18 protein-coding genes are annotated in these 22,493 nt (G+C 61.8%); 5 read left to right on the top strand and 13 right to left on the bottom strand.

The annotated features are described in order from the left end of the window. Nucleotide 1: 1 nt before the first annotated feature. The 4 genes from D6858_RS09475 to D6858_RS09460 form a co-directional block, all read right to left on the bottom strand. Nucleotides 2-283, bottom strand: a complete 282-nt coding sequence (locus D6858_RS09475) for a VirB3 family type IV secretion system protein (protein ID WP_102153361.1) — start codon at nt 281-283, stop codon at nt 2-4. A 4-nt stretch (nt 284-287) separates the two neighbouring features. Next, nucleotides 288-590 (bottom strand): TrbC/VirB2 family type IV secretion system protein, encoded by a 303-nt coding sequence (locus tag D6858_RS09470; protein WP_120109340.1) that lies wholly within the window; start codon nt 588-590, stop codon nt 288-290. 3 nt (nt 591-593) lie between these two features. After that, nucleotides 594-1,250, bottom strand: coding sequence for a lytic transglycosylase domain-containing protein (locus D6858_RS09465; RefSeq protein WP_420823825.1), 657 nt, complete (start codon nt 1,248-1,250; stop codon nt 594-596). A gap of 214 nt (nt 1,251-1,464) precedes the next feature. Further along, nucleotides 1,465-1,836: a hypothetical protein gene (locus tag D6858_RS09460; RefSeq protein WP_120109337.1), complete on the bottom strand. Its 372-nt coding sequence runs from the start codon at nt 1,834-1,836 to the stop codon at nt 1,465-1,467. A gap of 346 nt (nt 1,837-2,182) precedes the next feature. Between D6858_RS09460 and D6858_RS09455 the strand changes: the two genes are divergently transcribed. Both D6858_RS09455 and D6858_RS09450 read left to right on the top strand, forming a co-directional pair. Further along, on the top strand, nt 2,183-3,808 hold the full coding sequence (locus tag D6858_RS09455; protein ID WP_120109335.1) for a hypothetical protein: 1,626 nt from the start codon (nt 2,183-2,185) through the stop codon (nt 3,806-3,808). 83 nt (nt 3,809-3,891) lie between these two features. After that, nucleotides 3,892-6,627 (top strand): TonB-dependent receptor domain-containing protein, encoded by a 2,736-nt coding sequence (locus D6858_RS09450; RefSeq protein ID WP_120109332.1) that lies wholly within the window; start codon nt 3,892-3,894, stop codon nt 6,625-6,627. 592 nt (nt 6,628-7,219) lie between these two features. On the opposite strand, the gene D6858_RS09445 is transcribed toward D6858_RS09450, so the two are convergent. Together D6858_RS09445 and D6858_RS09440 are read right to left on the bottom strand one after the other, a co-directional pair. Further along, complete coding sequence (locus D6858_RS09445) at nt 7,220-7,894, bottom strand: response regulator transcription factor (RefSeq protein WP_120109329.1); 675 nt, start codon at nt 7,892-7,894, stop codon at nt 7,220-7,222. A gap of 64 nt (nt 7,895-7,958) precedes the next feature. Then, the gene (locus D6858_RS09440) at nt 7,959-10,889 is read right to left on the bottom strand and encodes a DUF2339 domain-containing protein (RefSeq protein WP_120109327.1); all 2,931 of its coding nucleotides are present in this window, start codon (nt 10,887-10,889) and stop codon (nt 7,959-7,961) included. Nucleotides 10,890-11,059: 170 nt separating this feature from the next. On the opposite strand from D6858_RS09440, the gene D6858_RS15825 reads away from it, so the two are divergent. The 3 genes from D6858_RS15825 (at nt 11,060) to D6858_RS09425 (ending at nt 13,103) form a co-directional block, all read left to right on the top strand. Next, the gene (locus D6858_RS15825; RefSeq protein WP_120109325.1) at nt 11,060-11,689 is read left to right on the top strand and encodes an energy transducer TonB; all 630 of its coding nucleotides are present in this window, start codon (nt 11,060-11,062) and stop codon (nt 11,687-11,689) included. A gap of 193 nt (nt 11,690-11,882) precedes the next feature. Beyond that, on the top strand, nt 11,883-12,149 hold the full coding sequence (locus D6858_RS09430; protein ID WP_102153369.1) for a DUF1294 domain-containing protein: 267 nt from the start codon (nt 11,883-11,885) through the stop codon (nt 12,147-12,149). Nucleotides 12,150-12,188: 39 nt separating this feature from the next. Next, nucleotides 12,189-13,103, top strand: a complete 915-nt coding sequence (locus D6858_RS09425; RefSeq protein ID WP_165859676.1) for an energy transducer TonB — start codon at nt 12,189-12,191, stop codon at nt 13,101-13,103. Between the two features lie 298 nt (nt 13,104-13,401). On the opposite strand, the gene D6858_RS09420 is transcribed toward D6858_RS09425, so the two are convergent. From D6858_RS09420 to D6858_RS09390, 7 genes are all read right to left on the bottom strand, one after another. Further along, nucleotides 13,402-16,173 carry a phosphoenolpyruvate carboxylase gene (locus tag D6858_RS09420; RefSeq protein ID WP_120109320.1) on the bottom strand — a complete coding sequence of 924 codons (2,772 nt, stop codon included), beginning with the start codon at nt 16,171-16,173 and terminating at the stop codon, nt 13,402-13,404. Beyond that, the gene (eda, locus tag D6858_RS09415; protein ID WP_120109318.1) at nt 16,170-16,784 is read right to left on the bottom strand and encodes a bifunctional 4-hydroxy-2-oxoglutarate aldolase/2-dehydro-3-deoxy-phosphogluconate aldolase; all 615 of its coding nucleotides are present in this window, start codon (nt 16,782-16,784) and stop codon (nt 16,170-16,172) included. Before eda ends, D6858_RS09420 begins: the two co-directional genes overlap by 4 nt. After that, nucleotides 16,781-17,764, bottom strand: coding sequence for a glucokinase (gene glk, locus D6858_RS09410; RefSeq protein WP_120109316.1), 984 nt, complete (start codon nt 17,762-17,764; stop codon nt 16,781-16,783). Before glk ends, eda begins: the two co-directional genes overlap by 4 nt. A gap of 15 nt (nt 17,765-17,779) precedes the next feature. Continuing rightward, nucleotides 17,780-19,585: a phosphogluconate dehydratase gene (gene edd / locus D6858_RS09405; RefSeq protein ID WP_120109314.1), complete on the bottom strand. Its 1,806-nt coding sequence runs from the start codon at nt 19,583-19,585 to the stop codon at nt 17,780-17,782. A gap of 6 nt (nt 19,586-19,591) precedes the next feature. Then, the gene (gene zwf, locus D6858_RS09400; protein ID WP_205664907.1) at nt 19,592-21,034 is read right to left on the bottom strand and encodes a glucose-6-phosphate dehydrogenase; all 1,443 of its coding nucleotides are present in this window, start codon (nt 21,032-21,034) and stop codon (nt 19,592-19,594) included. A gap of 149 nt (nt 21,035-21,183) precedes the next feature. Further along, nucleotides 21,184-21,600, bottom strand: coding sequence for a secondary thiamine-phosphate synthase enzyme YjbQ (locus tag D6858_RS09395; RefSeq protein ID WP_120109311.1), 417 nt, complete (start codon nt 21,598-21,600; stop codon nt 21,184-21,186). Nucleotides 21,601-21,602: 2 nt separating this feature from the next. After that, on the bottom strand, nt 21,603-22,484 hold the full coding sequence (locus D6858_RS09390; RefSeq protein WP_120109309.1) for an HpcH/HpaI aldolase/citrate lyase family protein: 882 nt from the start codon (nt 22,482-22,484) through the stop codon (nt 21,603-21,605). Nucleotides 22,485-22,493 lie beyond the last annotated feature (9 nt).

The following is a 22,493-nucleotide window of genomic DNA, read 5'->3' as shown; positions in this document are numbered from 1 at the left end:
GTCATGCCGCGTAGCTGTTACAGCCCCAGCGCTTCCAATTTCTGACGCGCGGGCATTTGCTGACTTTCGTCAGCCACAAATCGAAAAAGCGCGGTTCGCGCATACAGGCGAAATATCCGAACGTATGAAACACCAGCGCGGCGGGCAGCGCCCACCAGCTGCCGGTGATCAGGAACAGTTCGGTCGTCAGCGCGAAATTGATGATGAAGTAATTGTACGTCACGCCAGCGAACATCTGCGGCCGGGTCAGTGCGCGATGGACGGGGTGGCGGACGAGTTCCATCGGATCAGCCCCCGGCTGCGCCCTGAATGCCGGCAACGATCGTGCCTGCACCGAACAGGATGAACACACCGATGATCACCGTCGCGCCGAACCGCCAGTTGAGGCGGCCGGTCAGCATCATAAAGCCGACCGCGGCCACCGCCATCACGGCAACTGCCGTGGCGACATTGCCCAGCAATGTTCCCTGCAACCAGCCAAGCGCCGCGACGATCGGGCCGGAGCCTTGCGGATCGGCACCCTGCGCGAATGCAGCGGTGGGACTTGCCAGCAGAGCCAGCGGGAAAAGACGGGTAACGAGACGCTTCATATTCTATTGACCCTTTCGGGAATGGTTCGACAGTCGCCCCATGATTGCGGCAACATATTGTTGGGTTTCACGAATGCGCGGGATACCATTAGCGGCAGTCACTCGCCCCGGCCCCGCATTGTAAGCGGCCAGTGCCTTTTCCAGATCGCCGTCAAACCGGTCGAGCTGTTCACGCAGATATCGCGCGCCACCCTCCAGATTGGCAAACGGATCATGCGGGTTCACGCCCATCTGGCGCGCGGTGCCCGGCATCAGTTGCGCCAGACCGCGCGCGCCCACGGGCGACACGGCATCCGAACGCCAGCGGCTTTCCTGCCAGACCAGCGCTTCTATCAACGCGGGACTGAGATCGAAGCGGCGCGAAAGTTCCGCCACTTTCGCGGCATATGTTTGCGGCACGACCTGTGCCTGCCGCGCGGTGTCGGCCACGGCCAGATCGGGCACAGCGAAATCGGCGGAAAGTTCCACAATGTCAGATGCAGTCCCGGTTGCCACCTGCGCGATGGGCGCATTGGCGAGCGCGCCGGAAACCCAGCGTGCACCATCACCATCGATCTGCATGACGTCCGCTTTCGCCGGAATGGCGCCAAATGCCAGAACCATAGCGAAAGTGAGGCGTCCCGCATGTGCGAGAATCATCGTACCCTCCAGCCCGCTCATTGCGCACTGTAAATGACAATGCGGTGACAGCAAGCTGAACTCGCGGACAAAAATTGGTCATGAAGCAAGAAGGGCACCCCGAAAAGATCGGCGCGCCCTCTTCTAATTGTACTTATGCGCGCGCGTTCTATTCGCGAACGGGCTGCTACCCGCCAGTCATTGTCCGCACCGGCCCTGCGACGACTTTCATCCCGCCGCCATGCCGCGCTTCAGATCAGCGGCTGGCTGTGCGATGCACCGACCCGAATGTTCCGGCATCGAGCGCGACCAGCGCCTTGCGCGCCAGAACGCCCGCTTCGACCCATTGCCCGTTTGCGGTTTCCAGCATGTATGCACTGTCGCGCGACAGCACGCGTTGGAACATGCTGCGTGCCGTGGCCGTGTCCCCCTGCCGCGCATAGGCGATGCCAAGGTTGATCAGCCGCGCGGGATCGCTGGTATTAAGGGCGTCGTTGCTTTCAATTCTGGCGATGGCAGCCGCGCTGCGCCCTTGCGCCATTGCGTCGTAAGCCACATCGACCTGTTCCATCGTGGCGACTGCACCCTGCGCCATCATCGCCAGACCAATAATCGTTCCAGCAGCCATTTTCCTTCTCCCACTAATTCGCTTTGTGAGAGGAAGTTGCGCCTGCAAGCCCCGAACTGCAACATAAATGAAACAATGTCATTGAATTGCAATATTAGACGTTCGGCAGTGCTGAAAAAGGCCCGCTGGCCGCGCCATTCGCTCCATCGCGAGCATTCCGGAAAGAGCCGTCAACGCCCCCTGCTCAATTGTCATATTTGTCATTTATAGCGGTTTTTTACGCAATTATTTCAATCGGTCATAATTGCAAACAAACTGTCACCCAGCCCTCGTAGCTCGCGAGTCGCGACAATCGATCGCACCAATCGATTCTGTGATTTTCCGGTTTTTGAGGGGACCGTTTACCGTGACCAACTTCCAGCGCACACTTCTGCTCGGCTGTGGCCTTGCCGCTCTTTCCGGCTGCGGCCCCGATGGCGTCGCTTCGCCCGGCACATCGGGCGACGTTAACGTCGATATCACAAACCCGGCACCGACACCCGCTCCGTCGCCGACACCGACAGCCACCGTCAAACCGGCCGGTGCCTGCCCCACGCTGACTAACGACGGCAGCGTCGAACTGAAGGATCAGGGCACGATCACCGGCCCGACCGGTGAATACCGCATCTGCGAACTGCCCAGCCTGATCAAGAAGAGCGTCACGCTGCCGAAGGTGAACGGCCTGCTTTACGCGATGAACGGCCGTGTCGACGTGGGCTGCGACGGCGGCTTCAAAGCGCCGACTGCTGGCGCGCCTTACACCTCCACCACTGTCGGCTGTTCCACTCCGCTGGAAGCCGACACCAACGTGACACTGTCGATCGATCCGGGTGTGATCCTTTATGCCCGCACCGGCCAGTCGTGGATCGCCGTGAACCGCGGCAACAAGATCAACGCCGTCGGCACCGCCAGCGCGCCGATCATCTTCACCAGCCAGGATAACGTGGCCGGGATCAACACCGATTCTTCCATCGGCCAGTGGGGCGGCGTCGTGCTGCTCGGCCGTGGCCGGATCAGCGATTGCGATGTCGGCACGACCGCTGCCGGCACGTGTGAACGCGACACCGAAGGCGCGGTGAACCTCGCCCGGTTCGGCGGCAACGACGACAGTTACAACGCGGGTACGATGAAGTACTTCCAAATCCGCTATTCCGGCTTCGTCCTCAGCTCGAACAAGGAACTGCAGGCGCTGACGCCCGAAGGTATCGGCTCTGGCACAGTGATCGAACACTTCCAGTCGCACAACAGCTCGGACGATGGGATGGAGCTGTTCGGCGGCGTCGTGAACATCAAGGGCTACGTCGCCACCGGTGCGGATGACGACAGCCTCGATGTCGACACCGGCGCACGCGCCAATCTGCAGAACGTGCTGCTGATCCAGCGTCCGGGCCAGGGCGACGCGCTGATGGAAATCGATTCCAACGGCAAGGAAACCGAAACCCCGCGCACCAATCTGAAAGTGGTCAACTTCCTTGGCCTGCAGCTTTCGACCAGTGCCAGCAACGAAGGCGCCGACAAGGCGGCCACGCTGTTCCGCGGCAACGCCGATATCACGCTGTACAACGGCGCGATCATCACTCCGCAGAACGAATGCATCCGCATGACGTCGAACACCGACAGCGCCAACCGTGCGACGCTGACGGCGCGTTCGGTCGTGCTTCAGTGCAACAGCACCAAGTACATCGGCGATGGCAGCGGCTCTGCTCCGTTCACCGCCGATCAGGTGAAGACCGCATTCGGTGCCGGTTCGAACAACAACAGCGACACCTTCACTAACACCCTGACGATGACTTTCGTCAACGGGGCGAACGAAGATGCGATTGTCACCGCCGACCCCAGCACGCTGTCGAGCTTCTTCGCAGCGGCGCCTTCGCCGTATCACATCGGTGCCGCATGGTCGGGCAACACCGCTTGGTACAAGGGCTGGACCTGCGACAGCTCCTACGCCGATTTCGGCAGCGGTTCGGCCTGCACCTCGCTGCCGACCACCTGATCGGCTGCAACCCGAGCACAGGGGGGCGGCCGCCGCAACGGCTGCCCCCTTTTTCGATGATCGCGAATATTAGGGGGAACCAGATGTCCACCACCCTGCGGCTGGCCGGAGCGCTCCTGCTCACCAGCGCGCTGACTGCACCGGGCCTTGCCCACGCGCAGACCGCGCCCGAACAAACCGACCCCAGTGTATCTCAGCCGGGCGACACAACGGCAAGCGATACGCCTGCCGATCCCGGTGCGACCAGCGCCGACAGCGCCCCGCCGCAGGACGATCTGGAAGTTTCGATCCCCGGCGGCAGCGAAATCGTCGTCACCGGGCGACGATTCCAGAATATCGAACGCAGTTCGAATCAGGTCGTCTCCGTTCTGTCGAGCGCTGAAATCGCCCGCACAGGTGAAGGCAACATCGCTGGCGCGCTGGCACACGTCCCCGGCCTCAGTCTGGTGGGCAGCGGGTTCGTCTATGTCCGCGGGCTAGGCGATCGTTATTCGCTCGCTCTGCTCAACGGCCTGCCCTTGCCCAGCCCCGAACCGCTCAAGCGCGTGGTGCCGCTCGATCTGTTCCCGACCGGCGTGATCGCATCGTCGCTGGTGCAGAAAAGCTATTCGGTGAACTATCCGGGCGAATTCGGTGGCGGGGTCATCAATCTGACCACCAAAGCCACCCCGAACCAGCCGTTCCTGAAGATTTCCGCCGGGATTTCGGGCGATACCTTCACCACCGGCAATCTGGGCTACACCTATTACGGCAGCAAGTCCGACTGGCTGGGGTATGACGACGGTTCGCGCAATCCGCCCCCGGCGCTGCAGGACTATTTCGATAAAGGCCTGCTGATCGGCACGGACAACGTCAATTCGACCGCCATCGCCCGCGAACTGGTGGGCTGGCGCAACGCTGTGATCCAGCAGTATGATCACACGCCGGTTAACGTGTCGGCCAGCATTTCAGCGGGCAAGACATTCCCGCTGGGCGATCTCGATTTCGGGGTGATCGCAGCGGCGGGGTATTCGAACAAGTATCTCACCCGCGAAATCCGCCAGCAATTGTCGCAAAGCGCCGACCTCAGCTCGCTGGAAAAGGATTTCCGCCAGGTCAGCACCGATCAGCGCACCACTGTCAACGGCCTGCTCGGCTTCGGTCTGGAAGGCAACGGCAACAAATTGCGCTGGACCACGCTGTATATCCACGACACGCTGAAGAAAGCGTCGCTGGCATTCGGGCAGCGGCCAGCGCAAAACGGCGATACCGACTTCATCGATCAGCGCACTGCGTTTTACGAACGCCAGTTGTTCGACACGCAAGCGGTGGCGGAGCTGGAACTGACGCCCGCACTACACCTCGATGCACGCATGTCCTATGCCAACAGCAAGCGTAAAGCACCGGGCGAACTGACGTTCGAATATGTCCGCACCAATTCGGATGCGGACCCGTTCGGTCAGTATTTCGTGAACCGTCTGAACAACGGCAACGGCGGCGATGGCGGGATCACGTTCTCCGACCTGAACGAAGATCTCTATGCCGCCGGGATCGATCTCAGCTATCGTGCGACCCCGTCGCTCTCGCTGACCGGCGGTCTGGCCTATTCGGATACCAAACGCACCAGTTCGCGGCGCGATTTCCTGTTTCTGGCCCCGAACGAGTGGCTGGGCAGCCCGTACACCGTGACGGCTATCGGCATGTTGCGGCCCGATCTGCTGCTGGCGCCTGGCGTGGTCGATGCGCTGGGCATCACACTGATCGAAACCGATCCGGGTACGCCCAAGTTCGGCGCGGGCCTGACCACCAAGGCTGGGTATCTCAAGGGCAACTGGCAAGTGACCGACAACATCGCGATCGATGCCGGTGTACGCTACGAAGACGGTTCGCAGTTCACCAAACCGATCCCGGTGTTCGTGTCAGTGCCGCCCTCCGTCCCGGAAGCAACGCTGCAACGCAGTTACTGGCTGCCCGCCGCCACGTTGACGTTCGATCTGCAGAATTCGATGCAGATTCGCCTCAACGCGTCGAAAACGATTGCCCGCCCCCAGTTCCGCGAACTGATCGCGCAACCGTATTACGACCCGGAATCGAACCGCCCTTATCGCGGCAACCCGTTGCTGGTGGATAGCGAACTGTTCAACGCCGAAGCGCGTTTCGAATGGTACTTCGCGCCCGAACAGCGCGTGTCGCTGGCCGGATTCTACAAACACATCGACAAACCGATCGAAGCGTTCGTGACCGGTGTCGATCTGCTGACCAGCTATGCCAACGCGCCCAAAGCCGATCTCTATGGCGGTGAGCTGGAAGTGGCGAAATACTGGCCGTTGCAAAGCGTCGGCGGGGATTTCTTCGACGGTCGCCGGGTCGTGACAATCCTCAACTACACCTACACCAAGTCGAAACTGAAAGTCGGGGCTGATGATACCGTGGCCGTTTATGGCGCGGCATCGACTATCGCGAGCGACTATTTCCGCGATGGTGCGCCACTGACCGGCCAGTCGGATCATATCGTCAACCTGCAGCTTGGGCTGGAAGACACCGACCGGCTTTCGCAGCAGACCTTCCTGCTCTCCTATGCCAGCGACCGTGTGGTCAGCCGCGGGCTCAACGGCTCACCGCCGCAGCCCGACGTGATCGAACGGCCCGGCATCAACCTCGATTTCGTATGGCGTGAAGGGTTCACGTTGTTCGGTGCCGGGATGGAAGCCAAGTTCGAAGCCCGCAATATCTTCGGGCAAGGACATCAGGAATTTCAGGAGGCCGGTGACAACCGGATCGACATCAACACCTACGACGTGGGCACGACACTGGCCTTCACGCTGGGGATCGATCTGTAACACCGGCCATATTTCGGAACCTCCCAAACTTCGGGCCGCCTTTCGGGGCGGCCTGTTTTTTTGGATGGGCACCAGCGATGGCATGGGTAACTTCTGGAGAAGAGCCCGCTTCCGAAGGCTCCGATCCGCTAGAGAGCCAGACCCCGGATCAGGTTCGGGGCGACGACACAATGGAAGCGGCCGATTGGCGAGCTACCATGCCCCACCACTCCCCCCTCGTCATTGCGAGGAGCCGCAGGCGACGTGGCAATCCATGGACCTTACCTCGCCTCCATCACAACCGCCGCGATAGGCGGGAACGTCGGGTGGAAGTTTGTCACACGAAGGCGCGAAGGCACGAAGTGGGTTTGGTTCAGGGGTAAGGTAGCACTGTCGATGGTTGGCCAATACTATCGCGCACGCCCGCCCTTCGTCATTGCGAGGAGCGTAAGCGACGCGGCAATCCATGAACCGAACCTCGTCTCCTCCACAACCGCTGCAATGGGCACCGTCGCCCCACCTTGGACTGCTTCGCTGCGTCCACAATGACGAAAGAGTGGATGGCGCCCCGGGTCAGATCCGAGGCGCCGAATAATCAGGCGAACCTCACCCTCTATGGCGCGTCGAACACGTAACCTAGCGACCGCACGGTACGCAGCGGATTGCCCGCCCCGGCGGCCTTTAACGACCGGCGCAGGCGGCCGATCCATACATCCACCGTGCGTGCATCGATCGCCGGTTCCTGCTTGCCCAACCCTGCGATAATCTCTTCCCGCCCCATCACCCGGTTGGCATTTTCCGCGAAGAACCGCAGCAGGCGGAATTCGTTGGGCCGCAAAACGATCGGTTCGCCCAGCCAGCGGGCCTGCAGCGCGGTCATATCGATCGTGAGATCGCCGATTTCGAACCGCTGGGCCGCGTGGCGCATCTGCCGGTGGGTTTGCACCGCCAGCACCCGATCCAATATCGCGGTGCGGTCCACCGGGCCGACGATATAATCGTCTGCCCCGGCGCGCAGCGCACGGCGGCGATCCTCCGGATCGTCTTCTTCCAGCACCATCGTCACATGGGCTTCGGCCATGCGGGCATCGGCGCGCAGGCGGCGACACATTTCGAGACCCGCCAGATCGTCCATCACCCAATCGACGAAAGCCCGCACCGGCCCTTCGACCAGCCGTTTCGGCCCATCGGGTTCGAGCCGGTCGAACGTGTATCGCGTGCCGTCGTGGACGAAATCGTCCATGCTTTCGACAGCGCTTCCGGTCACGAAAATATTGACCACATCCATGTCGTGTGAGTCCCCTTGGTCCCACACCGATTGCCGCGCCGATGTGACGCATTCGTGACTATTGTTACGCGCGCTCGTCCGTCTGCCCGCTGCCCCGCAACTGGCGGGAATAGAACCAGCCAATGCCGATAAGGCTGAAGCCCAGCGCCATGAACGATGCGATGCGCGCCAGCCCGCCCAGCCCGGCGGTATCGACCAGGAATACTTTGGCCACAGCCAGCACCATCAGCACCAGCGAACCGATCCGCCAGCTACGCTGCTGCGAGCGGGAACCCCACCACAGGAACCCGACCGCAAGAACGATGCCGAGCAGCGAACGCAGCAGGTCTTCGCTCTGCCCCATCGTGCCCGCCACCGGCAGCGATCCTGCGAACAGGTGGCGCAGCTCGCTGAGGGCATAGAGCGCGATCACCGCCATTGCCGCGGCATCGGCGGCCCAGCGCAGAAATGCGGGGTACTGCGGCAAGTGGCGCTGCACGAACAGGATCGTCAGCAGGCCGATGGCATAGGCGGGCAGCAATGCATCGATCACCGGCCATGCGCCCACCGCCTGTTCCGCCCACAGCGGATTGTGCAGGATCAGCGTGAACCAGCCGAAATGTGCCAGCCCCGCCAGTGCCAGCGACAACGCGCTGCGCTGCCAGCTCTCCCGCGCGGCCAGCCATGCAGCGCCCAGCAGAACCGCTTCCCATACTGTGCGTTGCATCATCCCGGTAGCGACGAAATCGCCCCCGACGGCAGCGGCGAAGGCATGGCGATAGGCGGTGTGGAGCGCGACAGTGCCCGCCACGCCCAGCGCAATCATCGCGGCACGGCGCGGCGGCCCATCGCTTTGCAGCGCCGTGGCCATTGCCGCTGACAGCGCAGCGACCAGCGGCACGATATGCAGCGCCACGGCCTTCAACGCAGGCAGATCGCCCGATTGCAGCGGAATGCCGACCAGCGCCTCCACCCCGCCGTCCAGCCAGTGGATCAGCGCCGGTATCGCCCACAGCCCGGCAATGCCCAGCAAGGCCGCCAGTGCGCCCGGCCTCGGCAAGCGCCAAGCGAGGACAGCGGCAGCCACCGCAACGCTCCACGCCAGCGCATCGGCTGGCAGCACTTGCGCCAGCGCGACATAGCCCGCCAACGCCGCCAGCGCTTCACTTACCAGCCGCCAGCGACCGGGCATTTCGCGCCATGCCAACGCGGCAAACGCCGCAGACACCGCCAGCCAGCGAACCACGCCTGTCCAGCGCGCCTCTGCATTCATGCCGATGGCGCGCTCAGCCTCTTTAATCATTTCGGGGAAAGTCTGCGGCAGGAACAGAGCCAGCAACAGGCCGATAACCGCCGCGCCGCGCGCAATCGCCAGCCAGCCGTTTTCCGGCCGTCGCAAAGCAAGCACCCCGCCGACAAGCATGGGCGCGACCAGCGGGGCCGCCCATGCGGGCAGCACCATCAGTCCCGCCACCCCGGCCAGCGCCGTGGCCGATGCCCCCGCACCCACTATGCGGCGCGTATGCGGGGCCGGACTCCACCCCAGCCAGACCGCCATTGCCGGGATCAACGCCAGGGCAAAGCTGGCCAGCGCCAGCAGCGGCTCGCTCTCCCCGCGCAGAAAATGGCCGAACTGCCAATACGATGCAGCCGCCAGGCCCAGCGCCACACCGTTCGCCTGCGCGAAATCGATCGTGCGCCCATGCCCGCGCCAGATCTGCGCCAGCGGCACCGCAGCGAATATGATTGCCAGCACGACAGCGACCGCAGCAAAGCCGGTCACCGCCGGATCGGGCCACATGCTCAGCAGAGCAACGCCCACTGCCGCCGCCACGGCATTGCCTTCGCGCATCGCCGGGCTGCGCCAGCCGAACCATGCCAGCGCCGCGCCCAGCAACAGGTACAGCCCCCATTCCAACACGCCATAGCCACCCTGATGGACCAGCGCGGCCAGTTGCAGCGCGGCAATCGCCGCCGCGCCCACCCGCACCAGCCAGTGCAGCCGCCCGCCCCCGCCGGTCAGCGTCGGCAGAATTGCGCCCAGCAGCACGAGATAGGCCCCCAGCACTACCAGATCGCCACCCTGCGGAACCGCGCCCATCAGCAGCAAGGCGCCCCAGCCCAGCCCGCCCGCCAGCGATGCCATACCCAGCCACACGCGGTCCTGCCGCTTGCCGGTCAGCGTCAGCCCGGCGGTCACCAGTCCGAGGTACAGCGTCAGCAGCGGCAGGTTCGCCTCTTCCCCGCCGACCAGCGCAGGCGCGGCGAATCCGCCGACCAGCCCCAGCACCGCGCAAGGCAAGCCAAAGCGGTACGACAGCGCAATCGCCGCTGCCGTCACCAGCGCCAGCCCCACGAACGCCAGCGTCGATCCGATCAGCCCGTATTGCGATCCGGCGAGGTAAAACGCGGCATAAAGCGTCGCCAGACCGGCCCCGGCCAGCGCCTGCGCCACACGCGGATCGGCCACCCGTTCGCGCCAGCGATTGGCTACCTCCGCTCCGGCGATCAGCGCCAGACCGAACAGACCGGCCAGCACCACCCGCACCGGTGGTGTGAGCAACCCGGCATCGATCGACCAGCGCACAAGGAAGAACCCCGCCACCGCCAGCGTGACTCCGCCCGCCCAGATCGGCAGCAGACGCCCGAACAAATCCTCGAAATCGAACGAAGGCCGCCATCTGAGCGCCGTGCGGAGCGGGTTGTCCGCCACCTGATCGACTGGCGCGGTTGCATCATCCGTCTCCGTCTTCGCCAATGGAGACGCGGGCGCGGGCGCAGACATCGGATCACGGACGACGCGCGGTATGGCCGACCTGGCCGGTTGCGCGGGCTGAGCAGGCTCAGCCATATCCGGCCGATCTTCCGCCGCATCTGCCAGCGGAGCGGCCGCAGCCCCCCGCCCCCGTGCGTCACGCTCGGCCTGGAGGCGGGCAACCGTCAGCTCCAGCGTATCGACACGCCGCCACAGCCACGCAATCGCACCGGCCAGCAGGGCAAGCAGCAAAATATCCATAAACAGCAACAATCTCCGTTTGCGCTCATCATTAGCTACAAACGGCGGGTTGGAAAGCGTTGTGGTGCTGGCACCGCTGAAGAAAACTCTGTTTTATAAAAATCAGAGATATGATAATAATAAACTGCGTATAGAGGAAATTAATCAATTAATAATCGGTTTATTCACCCATGATAGAATTATTTATTGCAGCATCAGCCGCATCTGTATCAATGCCAACTAAAGCAGAACCAACGGTAGATCCGTCAAACTGGATTATGGCGAGCGATTTTCCACCCATAAATCAGGCGATATCGAACATTACTTATGAATTGACGCTAAACCGGCAGGGAAAACCGGATCGCTGCACGATTGTTTTCAGCAGTAGTTCGGCTGAACTCGATGCCGCAGTGTGTGGGGGTGCTATGAAACGGGCCCGTTTTCGCCCGGCAAAGGACCGCAACGGTGCCCCCGCGTTCTTCGTCCGGCGGGAACGGGTCGGTTTCGTTGCCGACGAATCCCAGACCGGTGACTACCGCAACGAAGATGCGGACATCGTCATATCGCTGCCCGAAGTCCCTCAAAACAACAGCTATCTGACCGAAATACTGTTGACGATGGCAGAGGATGGCACGTTAAGCGATTGCGCCATCCGGCAAAGCAACGCCGAACCCGCGCTCGACAAATTGGCATGCGAAGTGGCCAGCAGCCCGCAGATCGCCGCACCGATACGCGATGGAAATGGCAACACGGTTCCGGGTATCCGCAACTACTACGTCGGCTTCGGCAACGCACCGACATTGGGCGCAATCAGCCGGTAACGCTCAGACACGACCGGCGCGGCGCAGTTGCATCGGTGGAAAAACGGGGGAGGGATCGGCGCGCGCCTCCCTTCCAACCGGCACCGCCGACACCGGCCCAACAACCGGATCGGGGCGCAATAGCCCGTAGACTATATCGCCAAAAATCCGCGCCAGTTACCATCTGTCAACTCATCTCTACTAATTAAGCTGAATGCTTACGTGGATAATACTTGCGATTTTGGCAGTAAATGCCGCAACTTTCGTCAGTTTCTGGCGCGACAAAGTCTATGCCATCAACGGAACACGACGTATTCCAGAAGCCGACCTGCTGAAACTGGCCCTGATCGGCGGCACCCCCGGCGCATTCCTCGCCCGCCACATGTTCCGCCACAAGACCCGCAAGGAACCGTTTTCAACCTACCTGCAACTGATCGCGGTTATCCAGCTTGGCGGACTGATCGGTTTCTGGTTGATTTGATCTAAGGCCGACTAATCAGTCCCTGAGATGGGGGCATCGATGATTCGATCCATAATTGCAGCATTTCTATTGTGCTTACCTGCGCCGGTTCTTGGGCTGGATTTCTACGAAGAACGCGGTGGCTGGTCGATCGCACCCAGTGACGATGGCTGTGCGATGTCTATGGATTACGATGGCGACGGTCAAACGACGGTTTTGTTCGGTAAAGATATCGACGGTTCTCTATTCATCTCGGTTACCAATTATAATTGGTCGGCGAAACGAGGCACAACCTACGACATCACCTACTCCCTGAATGGCAAACTATATGGTGGCGGCAAGAATCCGGGAATCGAAAGTTCAGGGCAGAAAGGTTTCGTATCTCGTGTTGAAAACAGTTTTGAGCGCGATTTCGCAGCCGGGAGGAGCCTGCAAATCTATCTGGGGGAACAACTGATTGACCGGCTTTCCCTTTCAGGGACCGCCGTGGGCGTTGCCTCGCTCAATCGTTGCGTCACTCTATTGAAACAAGAGCATGCCGCAGAAGCGAAGGAAAAGGCAAAGTATGCCGATTTGCCAAACGATCCGTTTTCTAAAGCCACCACATCTTCTGGAACGGCTGGAGGCACCGACCCCACTCCAAAACAAAATATGGGCATCTGGGTGACATCCAATGATTATCCCGCAAAAGCCATCCGTGAAAAGCACGAAGGGACAACCCGCTTTCGACTGTTCATCGACACACATGGTGCCGTGCAGAAGTGCGAGACCATCGAGACAAGTGGCTTTCCCGAACTCGATGAACAAACGTGCGCTCTGGCGCTGCGCCGGGCACGTTTCGATCCAGCCAGAGATAGCAGCGGCAAAAACATCGAAGGCGTGTGGGAGAGCGCAGTCCGTTGGGAGCTTCCCACCTCACTGCCGCCCAGGCCAGCCCCGACCAATTGCGTAGTGGGCGAAGTCTGTATCCGATGACGACACCAAGCCGTTGAGGTAGAGGCAAAGTTCAGGGTTATCGAACTGCCTGGCCACCGTAATTACGAAGAACGGAGCGACGCGACAATCCTTGTCCTGCACATTGCTGCCACCATAATCGACGCAAGGGGCGATACCCACGCGAACGGATTGCTTCACTCCGTTCGACTCCGTTCACTCTGGTTAAGAGGCAATGGAGCAGCGGAAGCGGGGCCCCGGCTCGGTGGCCGGGGCGACGACAAACGGTGGCGGGCATAGTGCGGTTCAGGGGCACCGGAGCGCGCGCATAATGCCCCCCCTACCCATGCGCCCCGAACTGGTGCGCGATGGCGGCGCCTATGCGTAAATTCAGTGCGTGGGCGGTTTCTATCGGGTCGATATAGTCGCGGTGGATCGCGGCGTATCCTTCGTTGTCGCCATCGGGGTAATCGCCCGGTTCGGCCACGGCATAGTCGGCCAGCGTCGCCACTTGCGCGGGATAGGCGCGGCGCAGTTGTTGCAGCGCATCTTCGATCCGCAGGGTAAACACCATCTCCAGCACATCGTCGCGACTGATGTCGTTGGCGCGGGAGAAGGCGGGGATGCTGACCGCTTTCAGGAACATATGCTGCAACAGCGCCAGTCGCAGAGCCTGTAGCACGCCGATTTCGCGGCGGACGTGCTCGCGCCCCTCCATCGGTGCCTCGTCCGGCACATGCGACAGCAGGCGGTGCAGTTTCAGCGCATCGACCCGCAGGCGCGATGTCAGGCGGCGGAACACGCCCGCGCGATCGTCCTTGGTCAGATAACCGGCCAGTGCCTCGCACGCGGGGGCCAGCGCCTCTTCCGTGCCGCGATAGGTCCGGCTGGCCCAATAGGCCGAATTGAACAATTCGCCATATGCGGCCACGGTCTTGATACTGGCCAGCGCATTGGCCGCCCGCACCAGCCGCACCATTTGCCGCCCGCGCGCGCTGGACGCCAGCAATGCGCCCAGATCTTCGTAATTCCCTTCCGCCGCGCTGCCGAAACCGGCAATCACGTTCACGGGATAGCCGAGCTGTTGCAGAATGGCGTTGTGCGGGATTGCGCGGATCTGGCGCAGGCTCATATCGCGGTCGGCCGACAGGTCCGACTGGCGGCGGCTTTTCCGGCTGCCGGTTTCGTTGAGCATCCCCAGCCCGAACGCGGTGATCGCGCGACTGTATGTCTTGCTTTCCAGATGATCGCGCTGATCCTCTTTAATCGCGCGATAGAAATCGAGCGAAAGGTCGGTCCGGCGATAGAACGGATCGGTCGCGGCATCGACATCGGTCTGCGCCGGGCGCAGTTCCGCAATCCGGGTCAGCGTGGCCAGCGCCAGTTCGGGCGTGGCGAAGAACAGATATCCATCGCCCCCCTGAAAGCTGACTTCCGGTTCCAGCCGGATGCCCGCGCGCACGAACCGCCGCCGCGCCCACGGGCTCAGCGGCCATTCCAGCCGATCGGCCATGCTGGTAGGATGCGCGCCGCGCCCCATGCTCTCGCCGTGGGTATCGAAAATCAGCGCGGCGGTATCGGTCAGGCCATTCGCCTCCATCGCGTTGGCCAGCCGCCCTTGCAGCCGCTCGATCGCCAGACTGGCGGGGATTTGCCCGACGAACCGCCCGGCATCCGAAAACCCGGTCTGAATGCACACCCGCCCACGCTGACGGGCGTAATCGGTATAGGCTTCCTCCCGCAGCAGCGCGTCGAGGAAGCGGCCGCCATGTTCCAGCGCGCTTTCGGTTTCGAACAGCGGAGAGACATCGACCTTGTCCGCGATGCCGAACAGCCGCGCGAAATAGAGCGCGGCCAGCACAGTGGCAGGCTGTTCGCATTCGGCGATCAACATGCGGATCGGGGTATCGGCATCGATGTGATGCAGAATCTGCGCCATCGCCAGAAATTGCCGAATGGCGGACGAGCTTTCGATGGCCAGCGCGGCGAAGTTCGGCCGCAATGGGCGCACCTCCGCCAGCATTTGCCGCAAAGTCGCCAGCGCTCCGCGGCTCGCCACGTCGATCTGCTGCCCTTCCGGCAGACGGCTGCGGATTGCGTTATGGAGCTGGCTGGAATTCACGCGGAAGTGTATCCACCCCATGCCCAGCCCATCGGCCCGCATCGATGCTGCCAGCGTTCGCAGCGCAACCGCCCGTTCCCCGCCCGCATCGCGCGCTTCGCTTTCCAACGCTTCGATGATCGGGGTGAGCGAGAGCAGCTTGTTGGGATCGTCGGCCGTCAATCGGTCCGCCGCAGCGGAAAGATCGGCCGGATCGACCAGTTCCCGCGCGAAATCGTCGCAACGGGCCTGCGTGTAATCAATTGCCCCGTGTAATGTGGCAAGTAATGGATGCTGTTCGTCAATTTTTTTCAGATTTGCCGCAAAGCGTTCTAATCGCTTGGCTTTTTCTTGCAATCTGAAGGTGATGGAGGTGTGCCACTTGATGTCGGTGCGACCATCCATATCGTACCCGACCCAGGTCGCCAGGCGGAACGGCAGAGCATCGAATTCGTGCCACTTATCAGGCCATTGCTGCTGTGCATGGGTCAGCAAACGGTGCACGATCGTGTCCCGTGCATCCTGAGCATTGGCCATCGCGCGCAAGGCACGGTCGTGTTCGTAAGCGAGCGTAATCTCCGGCCTGTCGGTGCCGGGGACACATACGCTCGGCCCGATTTCCCCTTCCTGCCCAGCAGCTTGCGCGACAGCGTCGGACTGGGCCGGGGTCATCAGGAAGGTCGGATGGGCGGTAAAGACAGCGTGGAGCTGCGGATTCTGCCAGCGATCCGAAAACTCAGCGAAATCCGTATCTTGCGCCACCATACTGGCCAAGGCGAGCGGTGCCGAGGCCGGTTCCACCAGCCGCCGCAACCGCGACGCCCGGCTTTGCAAAGCATCGCACTCCAGCTCCGCCACCAGCCCGGCGACATCGGCCAGCGTCAGCTCGCCTGCCTCGATTTGTCGCGAAATATCAAGTGATAGCTGGAACACCGGATTGAACATCGGTGTCTGCGCGGTGCGCTGATGCGCCGTCTGTAGCCGCTCGACGAGATCGGCCACCCGGGTCATCGGCCAAGCCCCGCCGCCTCGTGCGCCAACGCCTGAATCATCGCCGGATCGGGGGCGCCCTTGGGAGAAACCCAGCTTCCCCCGACACATAGCACAGGATCGAACGCCAGCCATTGCGGTGCGGTGTCCAGCCCAATGCCCCCGGTGGGACAGAATTTGCACTGCCCGAACGGCGCGGCCAGCGCCTTCAGAGCGGGCAATCCGCCTGACGCCATCGCCGGGAAAAATTTGAAGTGATTCAAACCCATGTCCAGACCGCGCATGATATCACCCGCGTTGGCGATACCCGGCAGGAACGGCACACCCGATGCCACCGCGGCTTTGCCCAATGGCTCCGTCAAACCGGGGCTGACGATAAATTCACTTCCCGCATCAATGGCTTGCTGCAATTGTGTGGGGTTCGTAACGGTCCCGGCACCAACAATCGCACCATCGACCGATTTCATCGCCCTGATCGCATCGAGCGCAGCAGGTGTACGAAGCGTAACCTCCAGAACTTTGAGGCCACCAGCAACCAGCGCACGGGCCAGCGGCACCGCATGGTCGACATCGTCGACGACGATCACCGGGATCACCGGGGCGGTACGCATGATGGTTTCGATATCGCTCATAATTTGGGGCATCCATGCTGACGGACAAAGGCAGCAGCCGCACCGAAAAGACCGGGCTGCGGGTGAGTTATCAGCTTGACGGGGATCGTCCCCATCAGGCTGTCGAAGCGCCCCTTGGCGCGGAAGCGTTCGGCAAAGCCGGACTGCGGCAGCAGATCGCGCAGGCGATAACCAAGCCCGCCCGCAATTACCACGCCGCCAAAGCCGCCCTGCGCCAGCGCAATATCGCCTGCGACGCTGCCTAGCGACAGGCAGAAACGATCGACCGCCGCAGCGGCAAGGCTATCCTCGCCCTTCATCCCTGCGGTCCAGATCGCGACATCGTCGATATCGGCAACAGCGCGCTTCTCCAGCGCGGCAAGCGCCTGATAGATATCGACAATACCCGGCCCGGATACGACCCGCTCCACTGAGACACGCCGGTGCCGCTTTCGTAAGCGAGCGAGGATCGTGTCTTCGATATTATCAAGCGGAGCGAATTCGATATGGCCGCCTTCGGTCGCCTGTACGCGGTATTCGTCACCCGATCGCCAGAGATGTGCGACCCCCAGCCCGGTGCCGGGTCCAAGCACCGAAATCGTCCCATCGCTGGTCAGTGGTTCATCCGGCCCGGCAACGTACATGAACTGGTCTTCCGGCGCCCGTGCAACCGCGTGCGCCACAGCTTCGAAATCGTTGACGACGGTATAACGCGGGCAACCGAGTTTTTCCGGGATCAGTTTGGGACGGATCAACCACGGGTTGTTGGTGAACCGGATCACCTCGCCGCCGACCGGACCAGCAATGGCCATAGCCACTGCATCGGGCAACGTGCCTCCCATCCGCTGGCGAAAATCCTGCCACGCCGTCTGAAAGCTGGCGTGATCTTCAGTGTGGAGCGTTTCCGGCTCGCCCAGTGTGATCGTGCCGTCTTTGGCCACTTTGGCGATGGCAAAGCGGGCGTGGGTTCCACCGATATCGACTGTAACGATCTCGCTCATCGCGCTACTATCTCCTTACAGTCCAGCCAGAGCGAGCATCGAACTGGCACCCTTTTCCGCCGAATCCGCATTGGCGCGGAACATGGCAAACAATTCGCGGCCCATGCCATGCTCATCCTCGGTAACGACAACCGGTTCCCGAGCGTCGAGATCGGCGGTGGTCGACAACTCTCCCGTCTGGGCGCACAGCCGCACAATGTCGCCATCGCGCAAACGCGCCAGCGGGCCACCGCCCAACGCCTCCGGCGTGCAGTGGATCGCTGCGGGCACTTTCCCGCTGGCCCCGCTCATCCGCCCGTCGGTGACGAGCGCCACGCGATATCCGCGGTCCTGCAACACGCCCAGCGGCGGAGTCAGCTTGTGCAATTCGGGCATCCCGTTGGCACGGGGCCCCTGAAAGCGCACCACGACCACGACATCGCAATCCAGTTCGCCCTTGCTGAATGCATCGGCAACCGCCGCCTGCGTTTCGAACACGCGGCACGGCGCCTCCACCGTCCAGCGTTCGGGCTCGACCGCACTTGTCTTGAAACAGGCGCGACCCAGATTTCCTTCGACCAGTCGCATCCCGCCATCTGCCTGAAACGGATCACTGGCCGGGCGCAGCATTTCGGGATCGCCGCTTTTCCCGACATCGCGCCATTCCAGCGCGTCGCCATCCAGCCAGGGCTCCTGCGCGTAGATCGACAGATCGTCACCGCCGACAGTCACGATGTCGCGATGCGCCAGCCCTTCGCTCAGCAGAGTGCCGATGACGTAGCCCATGCCGCCTGCATCCTGAAAATGGTTCACATCACCCGAACCATTGGGATAGACGCGCGTGACCAGCGGAACCACGCCCGACAGTTCAGCCAGATCGTTCCAATCGAACGCAATTCCCGCTGCCCGTGCCATAGCAGGCAAGTGAATGGCATGATTGGTCGATCCGCCGGTTGCGAGCAGACCGACTGCTGCATTCACGATGGCCTTTTCATCGATGCACCGGGCAAAGCTGTGCGCCGGATCATCGGCAATCTGCGCCAGACGATGCACCGCGGCGCGGGAGAGCGCCTGCCGCAGAGGTGTGCCGGGCTGAACGAAGGCCGCGCCGGGAATGTGCAGCCCCATCATCTCCATCATCATCTGATTGGAGTTGGCCGTGCCATAGAACGTGCAAGTGCCGGGCGAATGGTAACTCGCGCTTTCGCTATCCAGCAGTTCCGCGCGGGTCGCCTTGCCTTCGGCGTAGAGCTGACGAACCTTCTGTTTTTGCTTGTTGGCGATCCCGGTTGGCATCGGCCCACTCGGAATGAAGATAGCGGGCAGGTGGCCGAACCGCGCGGCACCCATGAACAGGCCGGGCACGATCTTGTCGCAAATACCCAGCAGGAACATGCCATCGTACATCGCATGACTCATCGCCACGGTCGTGCTCAGCGCGATTACGTCGCGGCTGAACAGAGACAGCTCCATCCCATCCTGACCTTGCGTAACGCCATCGCACATCGCCGGCGTTCCGCCCGCCACTTGCGCCGTCGCGCCGACTTCCCGCGCCCAGACCTTCATCTGCGGCGGATAAGTACCATAGGGCTGGTGCGCCGAGAGCATGTCGTTGTAAGCAGTGACAATGGCGAGGTTCGGGCCGCGATTGGTCTTGATCGCCTGCTGATCTTCCAGCGCCGCGGCAAAGCCGTGCGCGAGGTTGGAACACGACAGCGAATTGCGGTCCGGCTGCCGTTCACGCTCGCGATCCATCAGATCGAGATAGCGACGGCGGCTGTCGCGGCTGTTGGCGACAATGCGCTGTGTCACGCGGTGAACGGTGTCGTTGAGATTGCTCATAATGGGTTACTCATCATGCCAGGTCACGCCGTCGCGCTCGGCCAGGGCGATGGCCGCGCTCGGCCCCCATGTTCCGGCGGCATAGGTTTTGGGTGTCTGCGCTTCCGCAGTCCATTCGGCGCGAATACCGTCGATCCATTCCCACTGCGCCTCCACCTCGTCACGTCGCACGAACAAAGTCTGATCGCCGACAATCAGATCGAGCAGGAGCCGTTCGTAAGCGATCCGTTTGACCGCACCGGCAAATGCATCGGGCATCGAAATGTCGAGCGGCACAGGGCGCAAGCGGATGCCTTCGCGATCCAGACCAGGCACTTTGGCCATCAGCGACAGGTGCACGTTTTCTTCGGGCTGAATGCCGATAACCAGCCTGTTGGGTTGGGTTTTGGCCCCCTTCCCTTCGAAGATCGAAAACGGGATCGGGCGGAACTGGATTACTACTTCGGTCACACGTTCGGGCAGACGTTTGCCGGTGCGCAGGTAAAACGGCACCCCGTTCCAGCGCCAGTTATCGACATGCGCCTTGATCGCGACGAACGTTTCGGTGTCGGAATCTTTACCCAGTTCCTCGTCATATCCGGGCACCGACTTTCCAGCGATGGCCCCGGCACGATACTGGCCAGTCACGGTTTCGCCGTCCTTCACCGGGCGCAGTGCGCGCAGCACCTTCACTTTTTCATCGCGCACGGCAGTGGAATCGAAGCTGGTCGGCGGTTCCATCGCGACCAGCGCAAGCAACTGGAGCATGTGGTTCTGCACCATATCGCGCAGCGCCCCGGAATCGTCGTAATAGGCGACGCGCGATTCCAGCCCGACCGTTTCTGCCACGGTGATCTGGACATGTTCGATATAGTTCGAATTCCAGATCGGTTCGAACATGATATTGGCAAACCGCAGAGCGAGCAGGTTTTGCACCGTCTCTTTACCGAGATAGTGATCGATCCGGAAAATCCGGTCTTCACTGAATGCGGATGCAACCGCGTCGTTTATTTCCTCGCTCGTCTCCAGCGACGTGCCGAGCGGCTTTTCCAGCCCGATCCGCACGTTGGCGCCAGCCAGCCCCGCCGATTGCAAACCGGCAATGGTCGGCTCAAACAGGCTGGGCGCGGTGGAAAGGAAAATGGCCAGCCCTTTCTGTGGCTTGCCAACCTTCTTTGCCAGCTCGTCAAAACCCTCAATCGTGGTCGCATCGAGCGGCTGATAGCTCAACCGATTGAGGAAATCGGCCATGCCGCCACGGCGGCCTGCGGGCAGATATTTCTCAAGCGCCGCACGCGCGAAGTTTCTGAACTCCGCATCGCTCATATCCGAACGCGCCGTCCCAACGATTTTCAGTTCAGGGTCGAGCAATCCATCGTGATCGAGCGCGCATAACGACGGCAGTAGCATACGCTGGGCAAGATCGCCGGTGGCGCCGAACAGCAGCAGACGGTCTGCGGTAAAGTTCATAATATCTGGCCTTGGGTCATGACACTCCGGCAGTAAGAGCAATCTTGTTGCGCTGCAGCATCATGGGTAGCAATCATTCGCCATGTGGCAAAGGGCAGCGGATATGTATTCATAACGCAGGAGCCGCCGACACGGTCCCTGCGCCCATGCTATTCCCCGATCGCCGTCAGCACCACTTCGCGCTGATGCGACCGTGCCCGATATTCTGCGAGATAGATTGCCTGCCATGTACCGAGCAGCAGGCGACCGGCGGCAAAGGGAACTGTCAGTACGCCTCCCGTCACCACCGATTTGATATGAGCGGGCATATCGTCGGGGCCCTCGCAATCGTGTTCGTAGCGATCACTTTGTGGCGCGCTCCGGTCCAGCCACCGCAGTAGGTCGCGCTGTACCGAAGGGTCGGCATTCTCGCTAATCAGCAGACCCGCGCTGGTATGGCGGCAAAACAGCGAGAGGGTGCCAGTGGCGATCCCGGTTTGATCCAGCCATCGCTGCACATCGCCCGAAACGTCCGTCAGGCATTCTCCCGACGTTCTGATATGCAATCGCCCCTGCGCGATACCCACACTCAATCCACCAGCCCCAATGTGCGGCGGGCCGCTTTCAGATGGGGAATATCGACCATTTTGCCATCGATCCCCACTGTTCCCACATCGGGGTTAGCGGCAAACGCATCGACAATCCGCTGAGCAAAGGCGACCTCTTCATCGCTGGGCGTAAAGCTTTCATTGATCGGCGCGACTTGCGCGGGATGGATAGCGAGCCGCCCGGAAAAACCCTCTGCCCGCGCCGCGCGGCTGCTGGCGCGCAAACCATCCTCATCGCGGAAATCGGCGTGGAGTGTCTCTATCGCCGGCACCCCGGCAGCATGGGCCGCCATCAGCGTCAATGAACGGACAAGCTTGTAGGTAAAGCCCCATTCGCCATTCACATCGCGGTTGCCAGTGGCGCCCAGCGCAGCGGCAAGGTCTTCCGCCCCCCAGGTCAGCCCGGCAAGGCGCGGCAGATCGGCAGTGGCATATTCGCTCAGGCGGAAGGGTGCGATGGCGGTTTCTGTCGCCACGGGAACGATGCGGATCGATCCCGGCGCAATACCGTGCGCCAGTTCCATATGATCGAGCAGGCCGGATAGCTTCGCGACACAGTCTGCCCCATTCGTTTTGGGCTGAACAATACCATGCGGTGCACCCGGCACCACCGCCGCCAGATCGCCTTCCGTCATTCCCGTGTCGAACGGGTTGACCCTGACCCAAAGCTGTGGAGCGCCCGGCGCATCGCGGTCAAAATCGCGGAGGAATGCCGCCACCAGTTCCCGTGCGGCATTCTTTGCCGAAGGCGCCACGGCATCTTCCAGATCGAGGATGACCGCATCGGCCCCACATCCAGCCACTTTGGCCAGCTTCTTTTCGCTATCGCCGGGAATGAACAGAAACGACCTCAGCGGCTTCATAAGGTATCC

The organism is Tsuneonella suprasediminis (assembly GCF_003605755.1).
GTDB classification, from domain to species: domain Bacteria; phylum Pseudomonadota; class Alphaproteobacteria; order Sphingomonadales; family Sphingomonadaceae; genus Tsuneonella; species Tsuneonella suprasediminis.
Note: the sequence above shows the minus strand (reverse complement) of the source record. Positions and strands in the feature narration are given on the sequence as shown.

Excerpts from the sequence above, each read along its gene's own strand:
- D6858_RS09390 (WP_120109309.1), bottom strand. The coding sequence starts at position 22,484 with ATGAAGCCGCTGAGGTCGTTTCTGTTCATTCCCGGCGATAGCGAAAAG.
- D6858_RS09445 (WP_120109329.1), bottom strand. The coding sequence starts at position 7,894 with ATGGATGTGGTCAATATTTTCGTGACCGGAAGCGCTGTCGAAAGCATG.
- D6858_RS09425 (WP_165859676.1), top strand. The coding sequence starts at position 12,189 with ATGATTCGATCCATAATTGCAGCATTTCTATTGTGCTTACCTGCGCCG.
- D6858_RS09440 (WP_120109327.1), bottom strand. The coding sequence starts at position 10,889 with ATGGATATTTTGCTGCTTGCCCTGCTGGCCGGTGCGATTGCGTGGCTG.
- edd (WP_120109314.1), bottom strand. The coding sequence starts at position 19,585 with ATGAGCAATCTCAACGACACCGTTCACCGCGTGACACAGCGCATTGTC.
- D6858_RS15825 (WP_120109325.1), top strand. The coding sequence starts at position 11,060 with ATGATAGAATTATTTATTGCAGCATCAGCCGCATCTGTATCAATGCCA.
- zwf (WP_205664907.1), bottom strand. The coding sequence starts at position 21,034 with ATGAACTTTACCGCAGACCGTCTGCTGCTGTTCGGCGCCACCGGCGAT.
- D6858_RS09460 (WP_120109337.1), bottom strand. The coding sequence starts at position 1,836 with ATGGCTGCTGGAACGATTATTGGTCTGGCGATGATGGCGCAGGGTGCA.
- eda (WP_120109318.1), bottom strand. The coding sequence starts at position 16,784 with ATGAGCGATATCGAAACCATCATGCGTACCGCCCCGGTGATCCCGGTG.
- D6858_RS09475 (WP_102153361.1), bottom strand. The coding sequence starts at position 283 with ATGGAACTCGTCCGCCACCCCGTCCATCGCGCACTGACCCGGCCGCAG.
- glk (WP_120109316.1), bottom strand. The coding sequence starts at position 17,764 with ATGAGCGAGATCGTTACAGTCGATATCGGTGGAACCCACGCCCGCTTT.
- D6858_RS09430 (WP_102153369.1), top strand. The coding sequence starts at position 11,883 with ATGCTTACGTGGATAATACTTGCGATTTTGGCAGTAAATGCCGCAACT.
- D6858_RS09450 (WP_120109332.1), top strand. The coding sequence starts at position 3,892 with ATGTCCACCACCCTGCGGCTGGCCGGAGCGCTCCTGCTCACCAGCGCG.
- D6858_RS09470 (WP_120109340.1), bottom strand. The coding sequence starts at position 590 with ATGAAGCGTCTCGTTACCCGTCTTTTCCCGCTGGCTCTGCTGGCAAGT.
- D6858_RS09465 (WP_420823825.1), bottom strand. The coding sequence starts at position 1,250 with ATGAGCGGGCTGGAGGGTACGATGATTCTCGCACATGCGGGACGCCTC.
- D6858_RS09420 (WP_120109320.1), bottom strand. The coding sequence starts at position 16,173 with ATGACCCGGGTGGCCGATCTCGTCGAGCGGCTACAGACGGCGCATCAG.